Annotated in this window: 20 protein-coding genes; 10 read left to right on the top strand and 10 right to left on the bottom strand. The window is 57.1% G+C overall.

The features are described 5' to 3' along the window. The 6 genes from DBY66_RS04270 (at position 1) to DBY66_RS04245 (ending at position 6,797) form a co-directional block, all read left to right on the top strand. Positions 1–942 carry a flavin reductase family protein gene (locus tag DBY66_RS04270; protein WP_108569836.1) on the top strand — a complete coding sequence of 314 codons (942 nt, stop codon included), beginning with the start codon at positions 1–3 and terminating at the stop codon, positions 940–942. Then, on the top strand, positions 939–1,976 hold the full coding sequence (locus DBY66_RS04265) for an LLM class flavin-dependent oxidoreductase (protein ID WP_040113552.1): 1,038 nt from the start codon (positions 939–941) through the stop codon (positions 1,974–1,976). The genes DBY66_RS04270 and DBY66_RS04265 overlap by 4 nt, the downstream gene beginning before the upstream one ends. A 12-nt stretch (positions 1,977–1,988) precedes the next feature. Next, a complete protein-coding gene (locus tag DBY66_RS04260; RefSeq protein WP_040113550.1) occupies positions 1,989–3,455 on the top strand; it encodes an aldehyde dehydrogenase in 1,467 nt (488 codons plus the stop codon). Positions 3,456–3,638: 183 nt separating this feature from the next. Next, positions 3,639–5,036: a cytosine permease gene (locus tag DBY66_RS04255; protein ID WP_071668371.1), complete on the top strand. Its 1,398-nt coding sequence runs from the start codon at positions 3,639–3,641 to the stop codon at positions 5,034–5,036. Between the two features lie 223 nt (positions 5,037–5,259). Then, a complete protein-coding gene (leuE, locus tag DBY66_RS04250) occupies positions 5,260–5,898 on the top strand; it encodes a leucine efflux protein LeuE (protein ID WP_040113891.1) in 639 nt (212 codons plus the stop codon). A gap of 32 nt (positions 5,899–5,930) precedes the next feature. Further along, positions 5,931–6,797 (top strand): DMT family transporter, encoded by an 867-nt coding sequence (locus DBY66_RS04245; RefSeq protein WP_071668429.1) that lies wholly within the window; start codon positions 5,931–5,933, stop codon positions 6,795–6,797. Positions 6,798–6,801: 4 nt separating this feature from the next. Here DBY66_RS04245 and DBY66_RS04240 read toward each other — a convergent pair whose 3' ends face one another. After that, complete coding sequence (locus DBY66_RS04240; RefSeq protein ID WP_040113546.1) at positions 6,802–8,133, bottom strand: aspartate aminotransferase family protein; 1,332 nt, start codon at positions 8,131–8,133, stop codon at positions 6,802–6,804. A 98-nt stretch (positions 8,134–8,231) separates the two neighbouring features. On the opposite strand from DBY66_RS04240, the gene DBY66_RS04235 reads away from it, so the two are divergent. Continuing rightward, positions 8,232–9,158 carry a LysR family transcriptional regulator gene (locus DBY66_RS04235; protein ID WP_104085812.1) on the top strand — a complete coding sequence of 309 codons (927 nt, stop codon included), beginning with the start codon at positions 8,232–8,234 and terminating at the stop codon, positions 9,156–9,158. A 140-nt stretch (positions 9,159–9,298) separates the two neighbouring features. Here DBY66_RS04235 and betA read toward each other — a convergent pair whose 3' ends face one another. Genes betA through betI form a run of 3 tightly spaced genes read right to left on the bottom strand, consistent with a single transcriptional unit; the run spans position 9,299 to position 13,085 of the window. Continuing rightward, entirely contained in the window at positions 9,299–10,978 is a 1,680-nt protein-coding gene (gene betA, locus DBY66_RS04230) for a choline dehydrogenase (RefSeq protein WP_071668369.1), read from the bottom strand. A 24-nt stretch (positions 10,979–11,002) separates the two neighbouring features. Beyond that, on the bottom strand, positions 11,003–12,475 hold the full coding sequence (gene betB, locus DBY66_RS04225; RefSeq protein ID WP_071668368.1) for a betaine-aldehyde dehydrogenase: 1,473 nt from the start codon (positions 12,473–12,475) through the stop codon (positions 11,003–11,005). 13 nt (positions 12,476–12,488) lie between these two features. Next, entirely contained in the window at positions 12,489–13,085 is a 597-nt protein-coding gene (betI, locus tag DBY66_RS04220; protein WP_108569837.1) for a transcriptional regulator BetI, read from the bottom strand. Between the two features lie 249 nt (positions 13,086–13,334). Between betI and DBY66_RS04215 the strand changes: the two genes are divergently transcribed. Both DBY66_RS04215 and DBY66_RS04210 read left to right on the top strand, forming a co-directional pair. After that, on the top strand, positions 13,335–15,365 hold the full coding sequence (locus DBY66_RS04215; RefSeq protein ID WP_040113536.1) for a choline transporter: 2,031 nt from the start codon (positions 13,335–13,337) through the stop codon (positions 15,363–15,365). A 105-nt stretch (positions 15,366–15,470) separates the two neighbouring features. Beyond that, positions 15,471–16,448, top strand: a complete 978-nt coding sequence (locus DBY66_RS04210) for a UV damage endonuclease UvsE (protein ID WP_108569838.1) — start codon at positions 15,471–15,473, stop codon at positions 16,446–16,448. On the opposite strand, the gene DBY66_RS04205 is transcribed toward DBY66_RS04210, so the two are convergent. The 5 genes from DBY66_RS04205 to ascF all read right to left on the bottom strand — a co-directional run bounded on the left by DBY66_RS04205 (position 16,435) and on the right by ascF (position 21,666). Continuing rightward, positions 16,435–16,884 carry an OmpA family protein gene (locus DBY66_RS04205; RefSeq protein WP_108569897.1) on the bottom strand — a complete coding sequence of 150 codons (450 nt, stop codon included), beginning with the start codon at positions 16,882–16,884 and terminating at the stop codon, positions 16,435–16,437. The two genes, DBY66_RS04210 and DBY66_RS04205, sit on opposite strands and share 14 nt — an antisense overlap. 17 nt (positions 16,885–16,901) lie before the next feature. Then, complete coding sequence (locus DBY66_RS04200) at positions 16,902–18,116, bottom strand: diguanylate cyclase (protein WP_071668366.1); 1,215 nt, start codon at positions 18,114–18,116, stop codon at positions 16,902–16,904. Position 18,117: 1 nt separating this feature from the next. Beyond that, positions 18,118–18,675, bottom strand: coding sequence for a YfiR family protein (locus tag DBY66_RS04195; RefSeq protein ID WP_071668365.1), 558 nt, complete (start codon positions 18,673–18,675; stop codon positions 18,118–18,120). Between the two features lie 96 nt (positions 18,676–18,771). Beyond that, complete coding sequence (locus DBY66_RS04190) at positions 18,772–20,208, bottom strand: 6-phospho-beta-glucosidase (protein WP_071668364.1); 1,437 nt, start codon at positions 20,206–20,208, stop codon at positions 18,772–18,774. Positions 20,209–20,223: 15 nt separating this feature from the next. Beyond that, on the bottom strand, positions 20,224–21,666 hold the full coding sequence (ascF, locus tag DBY66_RS04185; protein WP_108569839.1) for a PTS cellobiose/arbutin/salicin transporter subunit IIBC: 1,443 nt from the start codon (positions 21,664–21,666) through the stop codon (positions 20,224–20,226). Positions 21,667–21,905: 239 nt separating this feature from the next. On the opposite strand from ascF, the gene DBY66_RS04180 reads away from it, so the two are divergent. Further along, positions 21,906–22,934, top strand: a complete 1,029-nt coding sequence (locus DBY66_RS04180) for a LacI family DNA-binding transcriptional regulator (protein WP_040113526.1) — start codon at positions 21,906–21,908, stop codon at positions 22,932–22,934. Here DBY66_RS04180 and DBY66_RS04175 read toward each other — a convergent pair. Beyond that, complete coding sequence (locus tag DBY66_RS04175; protein ID WP_071668362.1) at positions 22,928–23,602, bottom strand: GntR family transcriptional regulator; 675 nt, start codon at positions 23,600–23,602, stop codon at positions 22,928–22,930. The two genes, DBY66_RS04180 and DBY66_RS04175, sit on opposite strands and share 7 nt — an antisense overlap. Between the last annotated feature and the right edge of the window lie 50 nt (positions 23,603–23,652).

Raw genomic sequence — 23,652 nt, 5'->3', positions numbered from 1 at the left:
ATGGACGCAGATAAACGCAGAGAGTTGCGCGACGCCTTTGGCGCCTTTATGACGGGCGTAACCGTGGTCACGACCCGGGATGCTAAAGGTGAGCCGATTGGTTTCACCGCAAACTCTTTTTCATCGGTATCACTCGACCCGGCGCTGCTGCTGGTCAGCATCGACAAACGTTCGGCTAACTTTGAACATTTTACCCAGTGCCGCCATTTTGCCGTCAATATTCTGGCAGAACAGCAGAAAGAGACGTCAAACGTGTTTGCGCAGAAAATTGCCGACCGGTTTGCGCGCGTCAGCTGGCATCGCGGAGAGCAGGGCACGCCGCTGATTGATGAGAGCTCGGCCTGGTTTGAGTGTTCGCTGCATCAGGTGATTGACGCGGGCGACCACGCAATTCTGATTGGTAACGTGCTGCAGTTCGCTTCCAGCGGCACGGCGGGTCTGGGCTACTATCGCGGCGCCTATTTTACCCCTTATCAGCAGGCAGAGTCGCTGATTAGCGGGCCGGATGTTGTGGTCAGTGCGCTTATCGAGTCCGCCGGTAAGGTGCTGCTGGTCAGGCAGTCAGAGGGGTATGAGCTACCGGCACAAACCATGCGCGGCCGCAGCGTCGATGAAACGCTGACGCAGGTATTCAGCACGCTGCAGATTGCCGCCAGTCCGGGCTTTATCTACTCCATGTGGGAGGATCGGCAGAAAAAGCAGCAGCATATTGTCTTTTTATGCGCTCAGCCCACCGGCGGTACGCAACCCGCAGTTGACCAGGGAGAGTGGCGCGATCTGCAGGATCTGGCTGCAGTACCGGTGGCTAACGGTGCGCTGCAGGCGCTGCTGGGACGCTACATGCGTGAATATGCGGCGGGTAATTATGGCCTCTATTACGGCGATGAAGCGCAAGGTTCGGTGCGCCAGTTCTCTGTGCCAGCCCATCAGGAGGTGGTATGAAGCTTTCTCTGTTTCTGCATATGGAGCGCGTCTCGGCTGATGATGCACAGGATAAGCTCTACGAAGAGATGATGACGCTGTGCGAAATCGCCGATCGCGGCGGGCTGCATGCGATCTGGACCGGTGAGCATCACGGTATGAACTTCACCATTGCACCGAACCCTTTCATCAATCTGGTGGATATTGCGCACCGCACCCGACATGTGCGCCTCGGTACCGGCACCATTATTGCGCCGTTTACCCATCCGATTCGCCTTGCCGGTGAGGCGGCAATGACCGATATCATCACTAACGGACGGCTGGAGCTGGGTATTGCGCGCGGCGCCTATGCGTTTGAGTATGAGCGTCTGCTGCCGGGCCTTGATGCCTGGGGAGCCGGTCAGCGCATGCGGGAGCTGGTGCCGGCAGTAAAAGCGCTCTGGCGCGGTGATTATGCTCATCAGGGCGAGTTCTGGCAGTTCCCGTCCACTACGTCCTCGCCGTTACCCAAACAGCAGCCGCATCCCCCCATCTGGGTGGCTGCCCGCGATCCCAACAGCCATGAGTTTGCCGTTAAGCAGGGTTGTAACGTGCAGTGCACGCCGCTGCATCAGGGAGACGAGGAGATTGTGCGCCTGATTACCACGTTTAAAGAGGCGTGCCGGGAATACGCTCCGGAGCAGCCGCTAAAAATTATGCTGCTGCAGCACGGTTTCGTGGCGGCGGATGAAGCGGATGCACAGCAGGCAGCGCAGGAGCTGAACCGCTTCTACCACTACTTTGGCGCCTGGTTTAAAAACGAGCGTCCGGTGACGCAGGGGCTTATTGCGCCACTCAGTGATGAAGAGATTGCCGCTAACACTTATTACAGCGCGGAAAAAATGCGCCAGAACCTGGCTATCGGTACGGCGGACGAAGTGATCGCCCGGCTGAAAAACTATGAAGCACTGGGCTATGACGAATATGCGCTATGGCTCGACAGCGGTATGACCTTTGAGCGCAAAAAAGCTTCGCTGATGCGCTTTATTGAGCAGGTCGTTCCGGAATTCCACTAAGCGGAGAGAGAGATGGACGCGTTTAAACTCTATATTGACGGGCAGTTTGTAACCGGCGCAGCCTCGTTCACATCCCTGAATCCGGCGACCGCAGAGCCCTGGGCAACCATCGCCGGCGCAGAACAGCAGGAGACTGACCGCGCGGTGGAGGCGGCTGCCCGCGCGTTTACGTCAGAGGCATGGCGCGCGCTTACCGCCAGCGCGCGCGGTAAACTGCTGCTGCGGCTGGCCGATCTGATTGAGCGGGATGCGGCGCGGCTGGCACGCATTGAAACGCTGGATACCGGCAAAATTATTCGCGAGACGCAGGCGCAGATCGCCTATGTGGCGGAGTATTACCGCTATTACGCGGGCATGGCCGACAAAATGGAGGGGGCCACGTTAAGTATCGATAAGCCCGATATGGAAACGTGGGTCAGACGTGAGCCGGTGGGCGTGGTGGCGGCAATCATCCCCTGGAACAGCCAGCTGTTTCTGTCAGCGGTTAAAATCGGCCCGGCGATCGCCGCTGGCTGTACGCTGGTAGTGAAGGCAGCAGAGGTGGCTCCGGCTCCCCTTCTGGCGCTGGCAGAACTGATTGATGAAGCGGGTTTTCCGCCCGGCGTGATTAACGTCATCACCGGCTTTGCTGAGCAGTGCGGTGCACGGCTCACCGCACACCCGCTTATCGATCATATCGCATTTACCGGCGGCGCAGAAACCGCACGCCATATTATACGCGGCAGCGCGGAGAATCTCGCCAGCACCTCACTGGAGCTGGGGGGCAAGTCACCGTTTATTGTTTTTGCCGATGCCGATCTGGAGAGTGCGGCGAACGCTCAGGTGGCTGCGATCTTCTCAGCCTCGGGTCAGAGCTGCGTTGCAGGCTCGCGCCTGCTGGTAGAAGCCAGTATTAAAGAGGCGTTTATTGAAAGGCTGGTGAGTAAAGTGCGCAGCATTGTGATCGGCTGTCCGCAGCAGCCTGAAACGCAGTTTGGCCCGCTCTGCACGCTGCGCCAGAAACAGAACATTGAACAGGTCGTCAGCCGCACGCTGGAGCAGGGCGCTAAGCTGATTATCGGGCATGAGCCTGTTCACAAGCCTGGCTTCTATTATCCGCCTACTATTCTTGATTGCAGCAGCGTACCGGCAGCAGAGAGTGTCGTGCAGGAGCTGTTTGGTCCGGTGCTTTCGGTGCTGACTTTCAGCGGGGAAGCGGACGCGCTGCGGCTGGCTAACGGCACCGAATATGGTCTTGCCGCCGGCGTCTTTACGCAAAATCTGACGCGCGCGCATCGCATCACGCGCCAGCTGCGCAGCGGTGTGGTCTGGCTGAACACCTATCGGGCAGTCTCACCGCTGGCACCCTTTGGGGGCTATGGCAAATCAGGATTCGGGCGCGAGGGCGGCACTGACGCCGCGCTGGAGTACACCACAACCAAAACGGTATGGCTGCGCACCAGCGATGAGCCCATCGACGACCCATTTATCATGCGTTAATTCCCTTTCCGGCGCTGGCCATTCACATCCCCGCCCGCCGGATCGCTAAGTATCAGGAGTCTTACCGCCAGCAGTTTCTCCTGCGAGAAGACGAGACGCACATCGTCGGGATGGCTATGGCATGACAACGCCAGTGATGTATCTGCAACACATAATAATTCTGCATCTCAACTGGAGGGTAAGGTGGAAAAATCATCACGTCAGGGGCCGTTTATCGAGAACAAGTCGGTGGATTATGTGCCGGTGTCTGAGCGGCACGGCAAATCGCACAGCCTGTTCACGCTCTGGTTCTGTACCAATATTGCTCCGCTGGCGGTGGTCAGCGGGGCGATCGCAACCGAAACGTTTCATCTTAATGTAATTTCCGCGCTCTCTGCGATTATCGCCGGCCATCTCTTTGGTGGCATCTTTCTTGCGCTGACCTCAGCGCAGGGGCCGAAAACCGGCATTCCGCAGATGGTACAGAGCCGCGCGCAGTTCGGGCGCTATGGTTCGCTGCTGGTAATCAGTTTTACTACCGTGATCTATCTGGGGTTCTTTATCTCCAATATCTCGCTTTCGGGCCGGGTAATTAACAATGTCATTCCGGCGCTGCCGGTGGCGAGCGCAACGATTTTAGGCGCCGTGCTGGCAACAGCGATCGGCGTGATAGGTTACCGCTTTATTCACCGGATCAATAAAATTGGCGCATGGATCATGGGCGCGGCCCTGCTGCTGGGACTGACGCTGATGCTATCGCAGCCACTACCGGCAGACTTCTGGCAGCGCGGATCGCTGAGCGCGGCAGGCTGGTTCGGGACCTTTTGCATTGGTGCGGTGTGGCAAATCAGCTTTTCACCTTATACCTCAGATTATTCGCGCTATCTGCCTGCGGATGTGGGGATCGCCCGTCCTTTCTGGGCGACTTACCTCGGCGCCTGCGGCGGAACTATCCTGGCGTTTGTCTTTGGCATGATGGCCGTCAGTATTGCTCCGGCGGATGACGCCATGATGGCGGTGCGTCATGCCACCGGCTGGCTGGGACCGCTGCTGATGATCCTGTTTCTGGTGAATATCATCTGTCATAACTCCATGAACCTGTACGGGGCGGTGTTATCGCTGATAACGGCCGTGCAGACCTTCCGTCCGCACTGGACGCCGGGGGCGGCGGTGCGGCTGGTGGTGTCCGCTCTGGTATTGACAGGCAGCATTTTGATTGCGCTGGCGGCGTCGCAGAACTTTGTCGCATTTTTTATCAACCTGATTCTGGCGCTGATCGCCGTACTGATCCCGTGGATTGTGATCAACCTGCTCGACTTCTACTACGTCAATAAACAGCACTACGACGTGGCAGCCATATTTCAGGCGGACGGAGGACGCTATGGGCGGCTTAATACACAGGCGCTGCTGGTCTATTTTGCCGGGATCCTGGTGCAGGTTCCTTTCATCGAAAATGCGTTTTTCTCCGGTCCCTATGCAAAACTGATCCCGGGCGTGGATATCTCATGGATTATCAGTCTGGTTGTAACCAGCATCGCCTATCCGCTGTTTCATCGCAGGCATCAGCCGGTATTGACCGTACTGCCTGAAAGCAAAGTGTAATAACCGGGCAGGGATGCCCCGGTCTGCTTCCCGCTTTAGCAACGAACGTGCTGTTGTCTGCGACCTTCTCATGCACGGCAACCGCACGCAACAGAGGTGCGATTTATGCGGGATACCTGCTAACATAGCGCGCGGCAGCGTCGCGCTGTCGTCTGGTTAACCCGGTATAAATATTATGATTACGCCGTGCGAATAACGCGCGGCGAATGGAGCTATGGCACTAATGTTGCAAGATTTAGGCATTATCGATTTATGGACGTTTCTGGCAGGTGCGCTGGTGATTATTCTGTTACCCGGCCCGAACAGCCTCTATGTTTTACGCACCGGCATGGGCCGCGGCATGAAAGCTGCGTCTAAAGCGATTGCGGGCGTCATGGCAGGCGATCTGATCCTGATTTTTCTTGCCTGGGCAGGGGTTGCTACGCTGATCCGCACCAGCCCGCACATTTTTATGATGGTGCGCTATCTGGGCGCGATGTTTTTACTTTATCTGGGTATCAAAATCATCATGGGCGCACTGCGCCAGCGCGCGGATGCGCAGCCTGCTGAGCCGGTCAAAGCAGAAAACTACTTTCTGCGTGCGGTACTGCTGGGGGTGACTAACCCTAAAGCTATCCTGTTCTACGTCTCTTTCTTTATTCAGTTTATCGACCCCAAAGTCACTCATACCGCGCCGGCGTTCGCCACGCTGGGTGCGCTGATCCAGCTTATCAGCTTCAGCTACTACTCCGTGCTGCTGGTGGCGGGCGCGGTGATGGTCCGCTTCCTGCGCAGCCGCACGCGGCTGGTTAAATTTGCCAACATGCTGACCGGTATGCTGTTCTTTGGTTTTGCCGTCCGGCTGGTGAGCGCCCAGAGCTGATGGCAAACACGCACGCTGCGGAGAGATAAATGATAGCCAGACAACGTCAGGCGGATGCCCTGCTGGTGAGCACCACGCTCATCGCGGCATTTGGCTGGATCTGCTCACGCGAAGCGATAGCTGGTATGCCCGCGCTGGCCTTTGTTGCGCTGCGCTTTCTTTCGGCCAGCGTGGTACTGCTGCTGCTGTGCCGTGCCGCCGAGCTGCGCCATACGCTGCGGAATATCAGGCCGGTTCTGATGAGCGGGCTGCTGCAGTCTGCTTATATGCTGCTGTGGATTTATGCCGTCGCCACCACGCGCTCGCTGGGTGAGGGGGCTTTTATTATGAGCCTCTCAATGCTGTTTGTGCCGCTTTTTGCCTGGGTTATTCTGCGCAGCCGGCCGGCGCGTGCGTTCTGGCTCTCCCTGCCGGTGGGCATCGCGGGGCTGGCGCTGCTGACGCTCAGGCAGGATCTCCATTTTGAACTGAGCCAGCTCCTGTTCCTCGGCGCCGCGCTGGTTCAGGCAGTCTACTTCTGTTTCACCACCCGCTTTGCCGCGACGGTCCCTGTCTGTCCGCTGGCCACGGTACAGCTCGCCTGCACCGGCGCGGTAGCAGGCGTGCTGTCGCTGCTCTCTGAAAGCTGGCCGCAGGAGATCACGCTGGCTTCCTGGAGCTGGCTGGCGGCCAGCGCGCTGCTGGCGACCAGCCTGCGCTTCTGGCTGCAGCTGAAAGGACAGAGCATGACCAGCGCGGCAAATGCCGCACTGATCATGATCCTGGAACCGCTGCTGACGGTGCTGGCGGCGGCCCTCTGGTATGGCGAAGCGATGTCGGCCCGGCAGATGCTCGGCTGCCTGCTGATATTACTGTCGCTGCTCTATTACCGTCTGCAGCAGGCGAAAGCGCTGGCGTAATCGCTTAAGCAAGGCGATACAGCGCATCGCTTACCGCATTAAACAGCCTGTCAAGTTCGTCAGGCTGAGCAGAAAACATCGGACCAAACTGCAGCGTGTCGCCGCCAAAGCGAACATAGAATCCCGCCTTCCATAACAGCATGCCCGCTTCAAAAGGGCGCAGCGTGGCATCACCTTCACGCGGCGCCAGCTGAATCGCCCCGACCAGCCCGCAGTTGCGAATATCCACCACGTGCGGACAACCGCGCAGCGCGTGGAGCTGCTGTTCAAACAGCGGTGCCAGTTCAGCCGACTGCGCTATCAGCGACTCCTTTTCCAGCAGGTCAAGCGTGGCGATAGCCGCTGCGCAGGCGACCGGATGGGCGGAATAGGTATAGCCATGCGCAAACTCCACCGCATGCTCTGGCAGCGGCTGTGACATATAGGCGTGATAGATTTCGCTGCTGGCGGCCACGCCCCCCAGCGGGATGGCGCCGTTGGTGATCTGCTTGGCAAAGTTAAGCAGATCCGGCGTCACGCCAAAGTACTCTGCGCCGGTCCAGCGTCCCATGCGGCCAAAGCCGGTGATCACCTCATCAAAAATCAGCAGGATGTTGTGCTGCGTGCAGATCTCACGCAGGCGCTGCAGATAACCCCGTGGCGGAATGATGGCTCCGGCGGAGCCGGAAAGCGGCTCAACAATCAGCGCGGCGATGTTTGACGCATCGTGCAGCTCAATCAGTTTCAGCATCTCATTGGCCAGCGCCTCGCCTCCGGTTTCAGCCTGACCCGGCGTGAAGGCGAGGTCGCTTTGCAGCGTATGCGGCAGGTGATCCACATCCATAAACTGACCAAACATTTTGCGGTTGCCGCCAATGCCGCCGAGGCTGGTGCCGGCGATGTTCACACCGTGATAACCGCGGGCGCGACCGATCAGTTTGGTTTTGGCCGGCTGGCCTTTGGCGCGCCAGTAGCCGCGCGCCATTTTTACCGCGGTGTCTGCCGCTTCAGAACCGGAGCCGGTGAAAAAGATATGGTTGAGATCGCCCGGCATGTACTGCGTGATACGTTCTGCCAGCTGAAACGAGAGCGGATGGCCATACTGAAAGCCGGGGGAGTAATCAAGCACGCCGAGCTGCCGGCTTACCGCCTGCTGGATCTCACTGCGCGTGTGGCCAGCGCCACAGGTCCACAGCCCTGACAGACTGTCATAAATGTGTCGCCCTTGATCATCGGTAAGCCAGCGTCCCTCCGCTGCCACGATAAAGCGCGGATCGCGCTGGAAATTACGATTGGCGCTGGAGGGCATCCAGTGCGACTGCAGGTTCAGGGAAGCGGTATCTATGCGTTCGGACATGGCGGGTTCTCCAGAGTGTATAGCCAGAGTTTGCAATCAGGCATCGGTTAAGTTAAATGCTAATTAACTTAAGTTTAGTCAGCGGAAAACTCACCTGAATGAAACCTAAAACCCTGGCGCAGGTTACCGATTTCGATCTGCGTCTGCTGCGGCTGTTTAAAGTCGTTAGCGAATGCGGCAGCTTTACGGCTGCCGAGAGCAGGCTGGGCATTACCCGTTCGGCGATCAGCCTGCATATGAGCGATCTGGAGAAGCGTCTCGGGATGCGGCTCTGTCAGCGCGGAAGGGCGGGATTTGCCCTGACGGATGAGGGGCGCGAGATCCTGCGCCACAGCGCCAGCCTGATGGCGGCGGTTGAGGATTTTCGCCAGCAAATAAATCAGATGCATAAACAGCTGCGCGGTGAACTTAATATCGGCATTATCAATAATCTGGTGACGCAGCCGCGTATGCAGATTACGCAGGCGCTGGAAGCGTTACGCGAAAAGGGTGCGGAAGTCCGCATTAATATCAGTATGCTTACGGCCGCTGATATTGAGCAGGGTTTGCTTGACGGACGTCTGCACGTGGGCGCGCTGCCCTATACCGCGCCGGTGTCGGGCCTGGTCTATATGCCGCTCTATGAAGAGATCTCCTGTCTTTACTGCAGCAGTACGCACCCGCTTTTCAGCCAGGCGCATGAGGCGGATCCAGCGGTGCTGCATCGCTATGAAGCGATAGCGCCTGGCTACCGTCTGAGCGCGGAAGCCGCTGCCCTGCATCGGTCGCTTAACTGTACGGCCACAGCCTCTGACCGGGAAGGTATCGCTTTTCTGATCTTAACCGGACGCTATATCGGCTTTCTGCCCGATCACTATGCGGCACGCTGGTGTGAGCTGCAGCAGATGCGTGCAATTGCGCCTTCGCGGCTGCGCTTCGGCAGCCAAATCGCGATTGTGACCCGGCAGGGAGAGCGCCGGAATGCCATTCTGCAGCATTTTCTGGCAGCAGCAGGCGCGGAAAATGAAGCTGCCACACTATCATAATTACAACATACTGTTAGTTGATTAACTAACTCGTTCAGCTTCAGTGTCGGCTGGTCCGATCGGGCATTCGTCGTGGCATGTTTCACAGCGAGGATAAGACGGTATGAAGCAGGGCAGCATTGCGCTGCCCTGCAGAGAGGTTATGCCCGTACAGGCTCACCGCGCACCGGGCGCTCGCCGGCAACATAGTAGTCGGCAGTGCTGCGTGGCAGCGGATCGCGACCGCGAATGTTATCCGCAATCTTCTCGCCAATCATAATGGTTGTCGCATTCAGGTTGCCGGTGATGATCAGCGGCATGATGGAGGCATCGACCACGCGCAGCCCCTGCAGGCCATGCACGCGACCTTCACCATCGACCACGGCCATCTCATCGCTGCCCATTTTACAGGTGCCGCAAGGGTGGTAAGCGGTTTCACCGTGGTTACGCACAAACTCATCCAGCTGCTCATCGGTCTGGCAGTCGATTCCCGGACTGATTTCGCGACCGCGATATTTATCCAGCGCCGGCTGGTTGATGATTTGACGCGTAATGCGAATCGCATCGCGGAACTCATGCCAGTCCTGTTCATGCGACATGTAGTTGAACAGAATGGCCGGATGGCGGCGCGGATCGCGTGATTTGATCCGCACGTGACCCCGGCTTGGCGAGCGCATAGAGCCAACATGGCACTGGAATCCGTGCGCTTCAACCGCGTTAGAGCCGTTGTAGTTAATGGCAACCGGCAGGAAGTGATACTGGATGTTAGGCCAGTCGAACTCTTCCCGGCTGCGAATAAAGCCGCCGCCTTCAAACTGGTTGCTGGCGCCGACGCCGGTACCGTTGAACAGCCATTCGGCGCCGATTTTCGGCTGGTTCCACCACTTCAGCGCCGGATAAAGAGAGACCGGCTCTTTGCACTCATACTGCAGATACATCTCCAGGTGGTCCTGCAGATTCTCACCCACGCCGGGCAGGTCGTGCACGACCGGAATATCAAACTGCTGCAACAGCTCTGCCGGACCGACACCTGAACGCTGCAGGATCTGCGGCGAGGCGATGGCGCCAGCGCACAGCAGTACTTCACGCCGCGCATAGACCGTTTTCGGGGTGTTACTGCCGCCCTCAAGGTATTCAACGCCGGTCGCGCGCTTGCCGTCAAACAGAATGCGATCGGTGGTCGCATGGGTAATGATCTTCAGGTTCGGACGCTTTTTCGCGGTATCGAGATAGCCGCGTGCCGTGCTGGAACGGCGGCCTTTTGGCGTAACAAAGCGATCCATCGGGCCAAAGCCTTCCTGCTGATAGCCGTTCAGATCGTCGGTGCGCGGATAACCCGCCTGCACGCCTGCTTCAATCATTGCCGCAAACAGGACGTTGTTATCCGGCTTACAGGTGGTGATGCTGACCGGACCTTCGCCGCCGTGATAGTCATTTGCGCCGATATCACGCGTTTCTGACTTGCGATAGTAGGGCAGGCAGTCGAGATAGCTCCACTGCTCAAGACCGGGCGCTTTGGCCCAGTTGTCGAGGTCCATCGCATTGCCGCGGATATAGCACATGCCGTTGATCAGCGAAGAGCCACCCAGCCCTTTACCGCGCCCGCACTCCATGCGGCGGTTATTCATATAAGGTTCCGGCTCGGTCTCATACGCCCAGTTGTAGCGCTTACCCTGCAGCGGGTAAGCCAGGGCCGCAGGCATCTGAGTGCGGAAGTCAAAGCGGTAATCGGGTCCACCCGCCTCCAGCAGCAGTACGTTGACATTGCTATCTTCGGTCAGACGGGTAGCCAGTACGTTTCCTGCGGATCCGGCTCCGATAATGACGTAATCAAATTCCATTAGTCGCTCCTCAGGTAAGCTCAATTAAAATACTGACTGAAAACGGGTCATTTCGATCTGCACCGATTTAACCTGGGTGTAATTCTGCAGCGTCATCACGCCGTTTTCACGGCCGATGCCGGAGTGCTTATAGCCGCCTACCGGCATTTCAGCGGCGGATTCACCCCAGGTGTTGATCCAGCAAATACCGGCTTCAATCTGGTGAATAACGCGGTGCGCGCGGTTAAGATCCTGCGTGACCACGCCCGCGGCCAGACCATATTCGGTGGCATTAGCGCGACGCACGACCTCTTCTTCGCTCTCATAGGTGAGAATGGACATTACCGGGCCAAAAATCTCTTCCTGTACGATGGTCATTTCGTCGCGGCAGTCGGTAAAGACGGTTGGTTCAACCCACGCGCCCTGATCAAATTCAGCGCCGCTCATGCGCTTACCGCCGCACAGCAGCGTAGCCCCTTCGCTGATGCCCGATTCGATATAGCGCATTACGTTGTCGCGATGGGCAAAGCTCACCAGCGGACCAAAGTTCGTGGCCGGATCGGCGAGGTCGCCCGCTTTGATACGCGCCACGCGTTCGCTGATTTTGGCCTCGAATTCCGCTTTTACCGCTGCGGGAATAAAGACGCGGGTGCCGTTGGTGCAGACCTGACCGGAGCTGTAGAAGTTTGCCATCATGGCGATGTCAGCAGCGAGGTCGAGATCGGCATCATCAAAGATAATCAGCGGAGATTTACCGCCCAGCTCCATCGTGACATCTTTCAGTGTCGAGCCGGCAGCGTTTGCCATCACTTTCTTACCGCTGGCCACGCCGCCGGTGAAGGAAACTTTGTCGATACCAGGATGATCGGTCAGCAGCTGACCGGTCACCGCGCCGCGTCCGTTCAGCACGTTGAAAACACCATCCGGCACGCCGGCCGCGGTGTAGATCTCAGCCAGCTTCAGCGCGGTCAGCGGAGTGACTTCACTGGGTTTGAAAATCATGGCGTTACCCGCAGCCAGTGCCGGTGCCGATTTCCACAGCGCAATCTGGATGGGATAGTTCCACGCGCCGATCCCGGCCACCACGCCGAGCGGTTCGCGGCGGGTATAGACAAAAGAGGTGTCGCGCAGCGGGATCTGCTGGCCTTCCAGTGAAGGGATCAGCCCGGCATAGTACTCCAGTACATCAGCACCGGTAACAATATCTACCGCCTGGGTTTCGCTGAACGGTTTACCGGTGTCCAGCGTTTCAAGTTCCGCCAGTTCGTCATTACGTTCACGCAGGATCTCCACCGCACGCCGTAAGATGCGCGAGCGCTCCATCGCCGTCATCGCAGCCCAGATTTTCTGGCCTTTTTTCGCGGCTTCAACGGCGCGATCGACATCCGCACGCTCAGCTTCATGGACTTCTGCCAGCACATCGCCATTAGCAGGGTTGATACTCTGGAAGGTGTTACCTGCTGCAGAGGGGACAAATTTGCCATCAATGTAGAGGTGCTGTTCGGTGAATCGGGACATGGTTTCTCCTTCCTCAGTGATTCGGTGAGTCAGCCAGTTGCTGACGAATAAATTGGGTGGTAAGCGTTTTGGCAATCGCTAAATCAAAGGGCTTGCCACTCAATGCGGCACGCAGCCACAAGCCATCAATCATAGAAGCCAAACCGTAAGCTGCCAGTCGGGCCTGCTCGCGCGGCATTTCCCGGCGAAACTCTGCAGCCAGGCTGGAGAACAGGCGGCGACTGCTGACCCGCTCTAACCGGCCCAGCTGCGGCTGATGCATGCTGCTTGCCCAGAAGTCGAGCCACGCTTTCATGGCGGCACTGTGCAGCTGGGTATCATCAAAGTTACCTTCCACAATGGCCAGCAGGCGCGCTTCGGTGCTGGCGTCTGCCAGCGGTTTAAGCCGCATGGAAACGGCTTCGCGCAGCTGGCGCGTGACATCACGCATGGTGGCTTCGAGCAGGCCATTTTTATCTTTGAAATAGTGACTGATGATGCCGGTAGAGACGCCAGCCCGTCGGGCAATTTGCGCGATGGTGGCGTAGTTAATCCCTACGTCGTTGATGGTATCAAGCGTCGCATCAATCAGTTGCCGGCGACGTATCGGCTGCATTCCTACCTTTGGCATCACTACCGCTCCACCTCAAATCGAGACCCCTATTAAAACTTTTTTTGATTGCACGTTCAATATAAAAAAGAAAGTTGTTAGGATGGTGTGCTTCGTTTGTTACAAAAGCCAAACGGTGAGCTACGCTTGGTAGCGATTTATCACCGTGCCCAACTAACGGAGGTAAAGCAGAGAGTACAACAACAAGATCAGCCACACTGATCGCATCAATTTATTGAGTAGTTACAGGAAATTAACCAGAGGTTATCGATGATTAATCCACCTGCCAGTGAAAAGGACAGAATTAATCCCGTGGTGTTCTTCACCTCGGCCGGACTGATTCTGACATTTTCACTTGTCACCATTCTCTATAGCGACCTTGCGGGCGCCTGGATCCAGACAGCGGTAAACTGGGTCTCAACCACGTTTGGCTGGTATTACATGCTGGCCGCCACGCTCTATATCGTTTTTGTGGTCTATATGGCCTGCTCGCGCTATGGCGCGATTAAGCTCGGGCCGGAGCAATCCAAACCGGAGTTCAGCCTGCTGAGCTGGTCGGCGATGCTGTTTGCCGCCGGTATCGGAATCGATTTGATGTTTTTCTCCGTTGCAGAGCCGGTGTCGCAATATATGCAGCCGCCGGAGGGGGCCGGACAAACCATGGAAGCGGCGCGTCAGGCGATGGTCTGGACGCTGTTTCACTACGGGCTGACCGGCTGGTCAATGTACGCATTGATGGGGATCGCGCTCGGTTACTTCAGCTACCGCTATAATCTGCCGCTCACCATTCGCTCAGCGCTCTATCCGATCTTTGGTAAACGCATCAATGGACCGATTGGCCATACCGTGGATATCGCTGCGGTAGTCGGCACCATTTTTGGTATCGCTACCACGCTGGGTATCGGGGTAGTGCAGCTGAACTATGGCCTGAAGGTGCTGTTTGACGTCCCTGAAGGACTGACCGCGCAGATGGCGCTGATTGTCCTGTCGGTGATCATTGCGACGATCTCCGTCACATCGGGCGTCGACAAAGGTATCCGGATCCTGTCTGAGCTGAACGTGGCGCTGGCGCTCGGCTTGATCCTGTTTGTGCTGTTTATGGGCAAAACAGACTTCCTGCTGAACGCGCTGGTGCTGAACGTTGGCGACTATATCAACCGCTTTATGGGGATGACGCTGAATACCTTTGCGTTCGATCGTCCGACCCAGTGGATGAACAGCTGGACGCTGTTTTTCTGGGCGTGGTGGGTCGCCTGGTCGCCGTTTGTTGGCCTGTTCCTGGCGCGTATCTCACGCGGCCGCACCATTCGCCAGTTTGTGCTCGGCACGCTGATCATTCCCTTTACGTTTACGCTGCTGTGGCTCTCTGTATTCGGTAACGCCTCGCTGTATGAAATTATTCACGGCGATGCCGGCTTTGCGCAGGAAGTGATGGCGCATGCCGAACGCGGTTTCTACAGTCTGCTGGCGCAATATCCGGCGTTTAAACTCAGCGCGTCCGTTGCCACCATTACCGGGATGCTGTTCTACGTTACCTCAGCAGATTCCGGTTCGCTGGTGCTGGGTAACTTCACCTCAAAGCTCAAGGATATCAACAGCGATGCGCCTAACTGGCTGCGCATCTTCTGGTCAATTGCGATTGGGGTGCTGACCATGGGCATGCTGATGACCAACGGGATTTCTGCACTGCAGAACACCACGGTCATCATGGGGCTGCCGTTTAGCTTTGTGATCTTCTTTGTGATGGCCGGCCTGTGGAAATCGCTGAAGGTAGAAGATCATCGCCGCGCCAGTGCCGTGCGTGAAACCGCGCCCTATATTCCCTCAAGCAGCGATCGCCTGAGCTGGAAGAAGCGGCTGTCGCGCCTGATGAACTATCCGGGTACGCGCTACACGCAGCGGATGATGGAAACGGTTATCTATCCGGCGATGGAAGATGTGGCGAAAGAGCTGGAGCTGCGCGGGGCGCACGTAATGCTGGAGAAAATGCCGGCTGAAGAGGGGCAGGCGCTGGGGCACCTTGAGCTGCGCGTTGATCTGGGTGAAGAGCAGAGCTTTATGTATCAGGTCTGGCCACAGCAATATTCAATTCCCGGCTTTACCTACCGCGCCCGCAGCGGTAAATCGCACTACTACCGGCTGGAGACCTTTTTACTGGAAGGAAGCCAGGGCAACGATTTGATGGACTACAACAAGGAGCAGGTGATTATCGATATTCTCGATCACTATGAGCGTCACCTGAACTTTATCCATCTGCATCGTGAAGCACCGGGCAGTAATCTGACCTTCCCCGAGATGTAACCCTCCGGGCAGCTGCGACCATGCAGCTGCCCGTTTTCTTTTCTCTCCGCCTCGCGCATTCCTGTCTGAGAGCTAGACTCACTAGCTGCTGTTAAGGGGAATTCTATGAAACTGGGTTTTGCGTGTAAGTATTTCGATCATGAGGCGAAGCAGCCTTTTCCATTCAAAAGCACCACCCGTACCCGCTTTCTGGGCATGCAGGGTGATGCCGCCGCCACGCTGCTAATTGGGCTGGCCCGTACTAACCTCACCAATCTTCATGCTCTGCTGGAACAGCTCGCCACGCTGCCTGATGCACTGCGCATGATGCGTATCGGCAGCGATCTGCTGCCGCTCTATACCGTTCCGCAGGCTACGCCACTCTACCGCGAGGCGATGCCGGAGCTGGCGCCGCTGTTTGCCCGCTGTGGCGAACTGGCGCGCGCCAGCAATATTCGGCTCTCGTTTCATCCCGGACAATATACCGTGCTGGCGTCTGATAATGAGGGGGTGGTGGAGCGTGCAATTGAGGATGTTGAATATCATGCCACCTGTGCCGTTCTGATGGGCTATGGACAGCGTTTTCAGGATTTTAAAATCAATATCCATATGAACGGCAAAAAGGGGTTTGCTGGTTTTCGCGATGCGTTTATGCGGCTCAGCCCTGAGGCGCGTAATATGCTCACGGTAGAGAATGATGAGGTTTCCTGCGCGCTGGATGATGTGCTTCAGGCGCGCGAGCTGTGCGCGGTGGTGCTGGATATTCACCATCACTGGGTAAAAGAGAATGCCTTTATCAAACCTGACGATGGCCGGATTGCACAGATTATCGACTCCTGGCGCGGCGTGCGTCCGGTACTGCACTACTCGATTGCGCAGGAAGGATTGATCCCCGATAGCGGTTTTCCCGATCAGAACGCGCTGGCAGCCTCCAAAATGAAGCTGCGCGCGCATTCGGACTACTTCTTTAATCAGACGCTAAACGACTGGGCGCTCTCGTTTGACCGGTTCGATATCATGTGCGAAGTCAAAATGAAAAACCTCGCCCGCGACCGGCTCTATTTCTATGCGCTGGAGCGCGGTGGTCACGCTACGGCGCCGTGATCACAATAGCGACGCGGCGGTTCTGCGCACGCCCCTGCGAGGTACTGTTGCTGGCAACCGGCACCCGCATACCCAGCCCGCGCGTCACAATATTCGCGCGCGGGACGCCGCTGCCGGCGGCCCACTGCTGCGCGACGGCATTGGCGCGTTTAAGTGAAAGCTGCTGATTATAGCCCGCTTCACCGTAGTTATCGGTATGACCATCAATGCGCAGATGCGTAATACCGGTAGCTGCCAGCAGGCTTGCCGTGGAGGCGATGCGCTGTTTACTGGCCGCGGTAAGGTCTGACTCATTAATGCCAAACAGGATGCGGTTGGGTAATCCCAGCCCCCAGCCTTCGCTGTTCTGACTAAAGCCCTCCTGCTGCAGCGCTGCAACCTGGGCACGGGTAAAGCCGCCGGACTGGCAGCCCGCGCAGGTGAGTATCAGCGTCATCAGGCAACCATAGATTTTCACAGCCGATCCTTATTCAGTTTTTTGTTTTTATACATATGCAAATCTGCCCGCTCCAGCAGTGAGGCCACGCTGTCGCCAGATTGCGCCCAGGCGTAGCCGATGGTGACTGAGGTGGTAATAGTGCGGTCTTCACTGAGCGCGATAGGCTGGCGTACCGCATGCTGTATGGCATCCCGGAGCGCCTGCAGCCGGGCAGGCGTAGTGCGGCTGGTGAGGACAATCGCAAACTCATCGCCGCCCATGCGTGCAACCAGATCGCCTTCAGAGACCAGGGCGGCCAGGCGTTCGCCGGTTGCTTTCAGCACTTCATCCCCGGCAGCGTGTCCCCAGCTGTCATTAATGTATTTAAAGCGGTCACCATCCAGAAACAGCAGCGCAAAGCGCGGCGGCGTTAACGGACGATCGAGCAATTGCGCCAGCCGCGCTACAAAAGCAGAACGGTTCGCCAGACCGGTAAGCGGGTCGGTCAGGGCTTTTTCTGCCAGCGAGCGGTTATCGCGCAGCAGTGATGCTTTCAGCGTCTGCATCTCACTCAGCAGCGCGTTCAGATCGCTGGAGAGCAGCTGAAACTCATTGATCGGCTCAGGCGGCACGCGCTGAGCAAAATCACCGGTGCGGATCACATAGTGAATCGCGCGCGTGATAGTGCGCATGGAGAGCAGAATGCCGCGATGCAGGAACTCACTCAGCATAAAAGAGATCACCAGCACGCACAGCATACCGCAGGTCAGGATCAGGATGGAGTAGTGGATAAATTCGCTGGCGCCGTTCACCGTTCCGGCCAGCGTCAGGCTGCCGGCCCGCGTGCCCGCGTGCTGTATCTCCACGGTAATCGGGCTGGCGTAGATCCACTGCCGCAGCTGTTTTTCATAGAAGCCGCTGTGCTCGCGGCGGTTGACCCAGTCAACCAGTACGGTATGGCTGGCGGTGACCAGCTGCGCCGACGCAAACATCCCTTTGTCACCCAGCATGGCAATCTTACTGTGCGCATCATAGCTGTCTTCAAATACCGTTGCCGCAGTAAGACTGGTGCTCAGCGTGGTTGCCGTCAGCGCCAGATTGCGGTTTTCGTAACGCTTAATAAAGTAGAGAGAGGTCGAGGTCATCAGCAGCCAGCACAGCAGCAGGATCACCGCCGCATTTATGGTGCTGATGCGGCGCAGGCGACCGCGCAGTGATGAACCCTGACGTTTTCTCAGTAAAAATTTCATCTTATTGGTTCTCTTTACGCGACAGCATCAGCACATCGGGACTGACTTTGACGCCGCTGCGTGCCAGTGAATCGAGATTCACCGAAAAACGGGTACGTTCCTCACCAAAAATCATACAGAAAGTGGCGCCGGTTGCGCAGTCAGGGTTATTTTCCGCCATGCTGAGCACCGCTTTATCAGGCATTGCTGCCAGAGCAGCGTGCTGCTGAGCCGGAGTTTCCGTGCCGAAATAGACCGCGTCGCAGTGCAGCGCGGATAACCTGCCAGCGCTGTCAGCGCGCACGACGCTGAACGGCGTGGCAGGCGGCGCGTCGGCTGATGAAAGCGTGAGGTGTCGGGCGGAGGCCAGGATGCAGAGCTGCGGCACCTGCACCCGAGGTGGCCAGCGGGTAAAACTCAGGATACCGCTGACAATGCGGTTAGCGCGATTGTCAGCGGCAGTATGCTCAGCGGCGTATGCCATCGGCCAGCTAAGCAGCACCAGCAGCGCAGGCAGTGCGCAGCACAGCCAAAGGCAGGATCCTTTTGAATACGGGGCAGGAAATCCTTTTATCTGCATGGCACTCTTCCTGGTCAGTAAAGCCGGGATAGTACCATTCTTCCGTATCAATACACATCAGCCGCCCGCAGCCGTGACGACAGAAGTGGCAAAATATTACTCAGAACTGAGGTCGCGTCCGTTACTGGCAATGACTTTTTTATACCACCAGAAGGATTTTTTGCGCGTGCGCTGCAGGGTGCCGTTGCCCATGTCATCCCGATCAACGTAGACCAGGCCATAACGCTTACTCATCTCACCTGTAGAAGCGGCGACCAGATCGATACAGCCCCAGGTGGTGTAGCCCATCACCGGTATGCCATCGGCGATAGCCTCTGCCATAGCCTCAATATGCTGCTGCAGATAGCTGATGCGGTAGTCATCATGAATTTCACCGGCGGCGGTAAGCTCATCACGTGCGCCGAGGCCATTCTCCACCAGAAACAGCGGCTTCTGATAACGGTCATACATCATATTCATGGTGATGCGCAGGCCCAGCGGATCGATTCCCCAGCCCCAGGCGCTGCGCGCAATGTGCGGGTTGGTCAGCGATTTAACAACGTTGGCGGCGCTGCTGTTCTGCTCATTCATCTCTGCCGAGGCGCAGCGCGAAGCGTAATAGCTGAAGGAGATAAAATCTACCGTGTGACGCAGAATGGCTGCGTCTTCATCCGTTATTTCAAGGGTTACGCCTTTTTCACGGAACAGTCGTGCGCTGTAGGCAGGGTAGGCTCCGCGAGCCTGAACATCAATAAAGAACAGGTTTTCACGATCTTTCTGCAGCGCGGCCCAGACATCCTCTGGCTTGCACGACCATGGATAAAAGTTACCGCCCGCCAGCATACAGCCCACCTGGTTCTGCGGATTAACCTCATGCGCAATCTTTGTCACCAGCGCGCTGGCGACCAGTTCATGATGCGCCGCCTGATACTTCACCTGCTCATGATTCTCGCCGGGTTCAAATACCAGGCCAGCGCCTGAGAAGGGACTGTGCAGCAGGATATTGATCTCATTGAAGGTCAGCCAGTACTTCACCAGGCCATCAAACGCTTCAAAGCAGGTTCGCGCGTACCGCGCAAAGAAATCAATCATTTTACGATTGCGCCATGAGCCATATTCAATGACCAGATGCATTGGCACATCAAAGTGAGAGAGCGTAACCAGTGGCTCAATGCCATATTTTCGGCACTCGGTGAATACTTTATGATAAAAAGCGATCCCGTCCGCATTCGGCGTCAGCTCATCGCCGTCGGGAAAGAGCCGGCTCCAGGCGATAGAGGTACGAAAAACGGTAAAGCCCATCTCTGCCATCAGCGCGATATCTTCTTTATAGCGATGATAAAAATCGATAGCGTCATGGCTGGGATAGAACTCCTCTTCGCGCAGCGTAAACCGCTTCTCCAGCCCCAGCTTAACCGCCATACGGTTAGCGCCGTGCGGGATCATATCCACCGTGGTCAGCCCTTTACCATCGGCCAGGTAACTTCCTTCAGACTGGTTGGCGGCTAAAGCGCCGCCCCATAAAAAACCGGCCGGGAATGGCGTGTCAGACATAAAAAACCTCAATCATTAACGGGTAGGGATGGCGACATTGCCGGTGGCCGGCTGCGGCTTTTCTGCTGGTGTGGTAACAGGAATATCCTCAAAGCCGAGCAGCAGCGTCAGCACAAATGAAACCACCACGGAAAGCACCATAACGCCGCCCACCCAGACAATGCTCATGGGGTTAGCAGGATCAAAAAACTGGACGCTGGTAAACAGGCCCGGTGAGGCCATAGAGTGGCTGGCGAGTCCGCCGATGCCGGCCACCGCGCCGCAGATAAAACCGCTGATCAGACTGGCGATCAGCGGACGGCGCAGCCGCACGGCCACACCGTACAGCGCCGGCTCGGAAATACCGGCGACAATGGCAGAGGCGGCGGCGGCAAAAGCGGTCTGACGCAGCTCCGGGTTTTTGGTTTTAAACGCGACTGCCAGCGACGCGCCGCCAAGCGAAAGGTTGGCACCAATTTCTGACGGCATCACCATGCCCTCTTTGCCGGTTTCAGCGATGGTCTGAATGATAGTAGGGGTAAAAACGCGGTGCATACCGGTCATCACCAGCAGCGGCCAGAGTGCGCCCATAATGGCGACTGAGAGCCAGCCCAGATAGCCGTGAATGGTGTAGACCAGCGCAGAGATGCCGCTGCCGATCCAGATCCCCAGTGGCCCGACAAGCAGAATGGCTACCGGCGCGGCCAGCAGGACGATCAGCATCGGCTTGAGGAAATTTTTCGTCACGGCAGGGGTGATGCGATCAACCCAGCGTTCGATCCAGGAGAGGATCCAGGTCATTACCAGCGCGGGGATCACGGTATAGGTATATTTCACCGCCGTTACCGGAATAAACGCGAACTCCACCGTCTGGCCCTGCGCGGCTTTCGCCATCAGGTCGATAAAATTGGGGTGTACCAGCACTCCGGCAATGGCGATCGCCAGCGACATATTGGTATTGAATTTAAGCGCGGCTGAAGCCGCAACCATCACCGGCAGGAAAAAGAAAGCGCCGTCGCCGATAACGTTGAGAATGATCAGCGTTGAACTGCCTTTCTCCAGCACGCCACCCATCTCCAGCATCATCGCCAGCAGCTTAACCATTGAGCCACCGATGATAGCCGGGATCAGCGGTGACATCGTGCCCACCAGTGCATCAAGAATGCCGGCTCCGATGCGGCGCAGCGTGATTTTCCGCGCCGGCGCGGCTGCGGTGGCAGAAGCGCCGGGCGTGCCGAGCTGCTGCACCGCCTGGTAAGCGAGGTTTACGTCATTGCCAATGATCACCTGACACTGTGTGTCGGTATAGACCACACCCATTACGCCCGGGATCGCTTTTAGCGCGTCATCATTAATCTTTTCGCGTGCGTGCACCACAAAACGCAGTCGCGTCATACAGTGGGTCACCGCCGTAACGTTCTCCAGGCCGCCAAGCGCAGCAACAATGGATCGGGCGGCGTCTGCATATTTATTCGCCATGATTTCTGTCTCAGTTTTCAGGGTAAGATTGTCCGGCAGCAGGCTGCCTGTTTTTTATTCATGAGAAACCGGTTTCACAAAATCATGAGATGTGCATTATGTTCAGGCAAGAGAATTAAAATTTAATATCTGCAATTGTGACGCAGATCGGATCTCGCCCGGCGGGACAAAAGATAAATTTCTTTGCCTGTCCCGATACTTAGGTAAACTCAGCGCAGGAGAGCTTAAACAGGCAGATTATGACCACTATCACCGAAGTAGCGAAACGCGCGGGTGTCTCAAAAGCGACAGTGTCACGTGTTCTGTCAGGTAACGGCTATGTCAGCCAGGATACGCGGGAAAAAGTGTATGCGGCCATCGCTGAAACCGGCTTCCGGCCCAATCTGCTGGCGCGCAATCTGGCGACGCGCTCCAGCCAGACAATCGGGCTGGTCATTACCAATACGCTCTATAGCGGCAGCTACTTTACCGAGATGATGCAGCATTCAGCGCGCATGCTTGAACAGCAGGGGCGCCAGCTGCTGCTGGTGGACGGCAAGCACAGCGCGGCAGAAGAGCGGGCCGCCATTGAGTTTTTGCTCGATCTGCGCTGCGATGGCGTCATCATCTATCCGCGCTTTCTTTCCATCGAAGAGATGGACAGCATTATTGCTCAGCACCGGCATCCGATTTTGGTCATCAACCGCCGCCTGCGTCAGCATACCAGCTACTGCATTTTTGCCGATCAACACGCCACCAGCGCGGCAGCCGTTGAGCAGCTTATTCTGCTGGGGCATCGCGAGATTGCGTTTATCACCGGATCGCTTGATTCGCCTACCGGACGCGAGCGTCTGGCGGGCTATCAGACGGCGCTGGCGAAGCATGGCATTGCGTTCGATTCGGCACGGGTGGTGGAAGGGCGCTGGCAGGCGGAACAGGGCGTCATGGCTATTGAGCAGCTGCTGACGCAGCACGTCCGCTTCAGCGCGGTGGTGGCAAGTAATGATGAAATGGCGATTGGCGCACTCAGGGCGCTGGCCGTCCGGGGGATTGCCGTGCCGCAGCAGGTGGCGGTGGTGGGATTTGATGATATTCCACTGGCACCCTATACCCTTCCTGCGCTGTCGAGCGTGAAAATGCCGGTGACAGAGATGATCCATGAAACCATCGCCCGTCTGGTCGCCATGCTTGACGGCGGCGATATCAGGCCAGGCGCGCCGCACACCGGCACGCTTATCCGGCGTGAATCCCTGGCTGCAGGTCCCTGGCTATCCCGCGCGACTCAGTGATTAAGCAGCGCCTGACGGAAAGAGAGAATATGTACCCGCGTCGCCGCTTCCGCCTGTTGCACGTCACCCTGCTCCAGCGCCAGGATGATCGCTTCATGCTCGGCGATCACCTCTTCCATATGTCGGACGCTGGAGAGCGTGGTTGCCCAGAAGCGCTGTGCCTGAGCATGAATAATGCTCAGAATGTCGGTCAGACGCCGGTTTCCGGCAATCTCCGCCAGCCCCTGATGAAATTCCCGATCCAGCAGCATCATCGTCTCTCTTTCATGCGCCGCACCGGCATGTGCGATTTGCTGATTGAGCTGACGCAACGTAGCAATCTGCGCGTCACTGATGCGCGCCGCGGCCAGCCTGACGCATAGCGCTTCATTCACCAGCCTGACCTCAATCAGTTCAAGCGCATCATCAATAGAGAGCGGCGAAACCATCACACCTTTACGGGGAATGATCTGCAGCAGGCCCTCCGTCGCCAGCCGGTGCACCGCCTGATTAACCGGCGTGCGGCCCATCTGCAGATCTTCCATCACCTGCGCCGTGTTCAGATAGTCGCCGGGTTTATAGCGCAGCGTGATCAGGCGATGTTTAAACGCCAGATAGGCGCGCTCATTTAATGAAAGCGTCTTTCCCTCCGCCTGCGGGTTCACATTTTCAGCCATTACATCACTCATTGCGCACATCCTTTTTTGGGTACTGAGACATATTACACAAAAACCTGGCA

Source organism: Pantoea sp. RIT413, assembly GCF_003057675.2.
Classification (GTDB): domain Bacteria; phylum Pseudomonadota; class Gammaproteobacteria; order Enterobacterales; family Enterobacteriaceae; genus Pantoea; species Pantoea eucrina.
The sequence above is the reverse complement of the archived record's forward strand: the minus strand, read 5'-3'. Positions and strand labels throughout refer to the sequence as shown.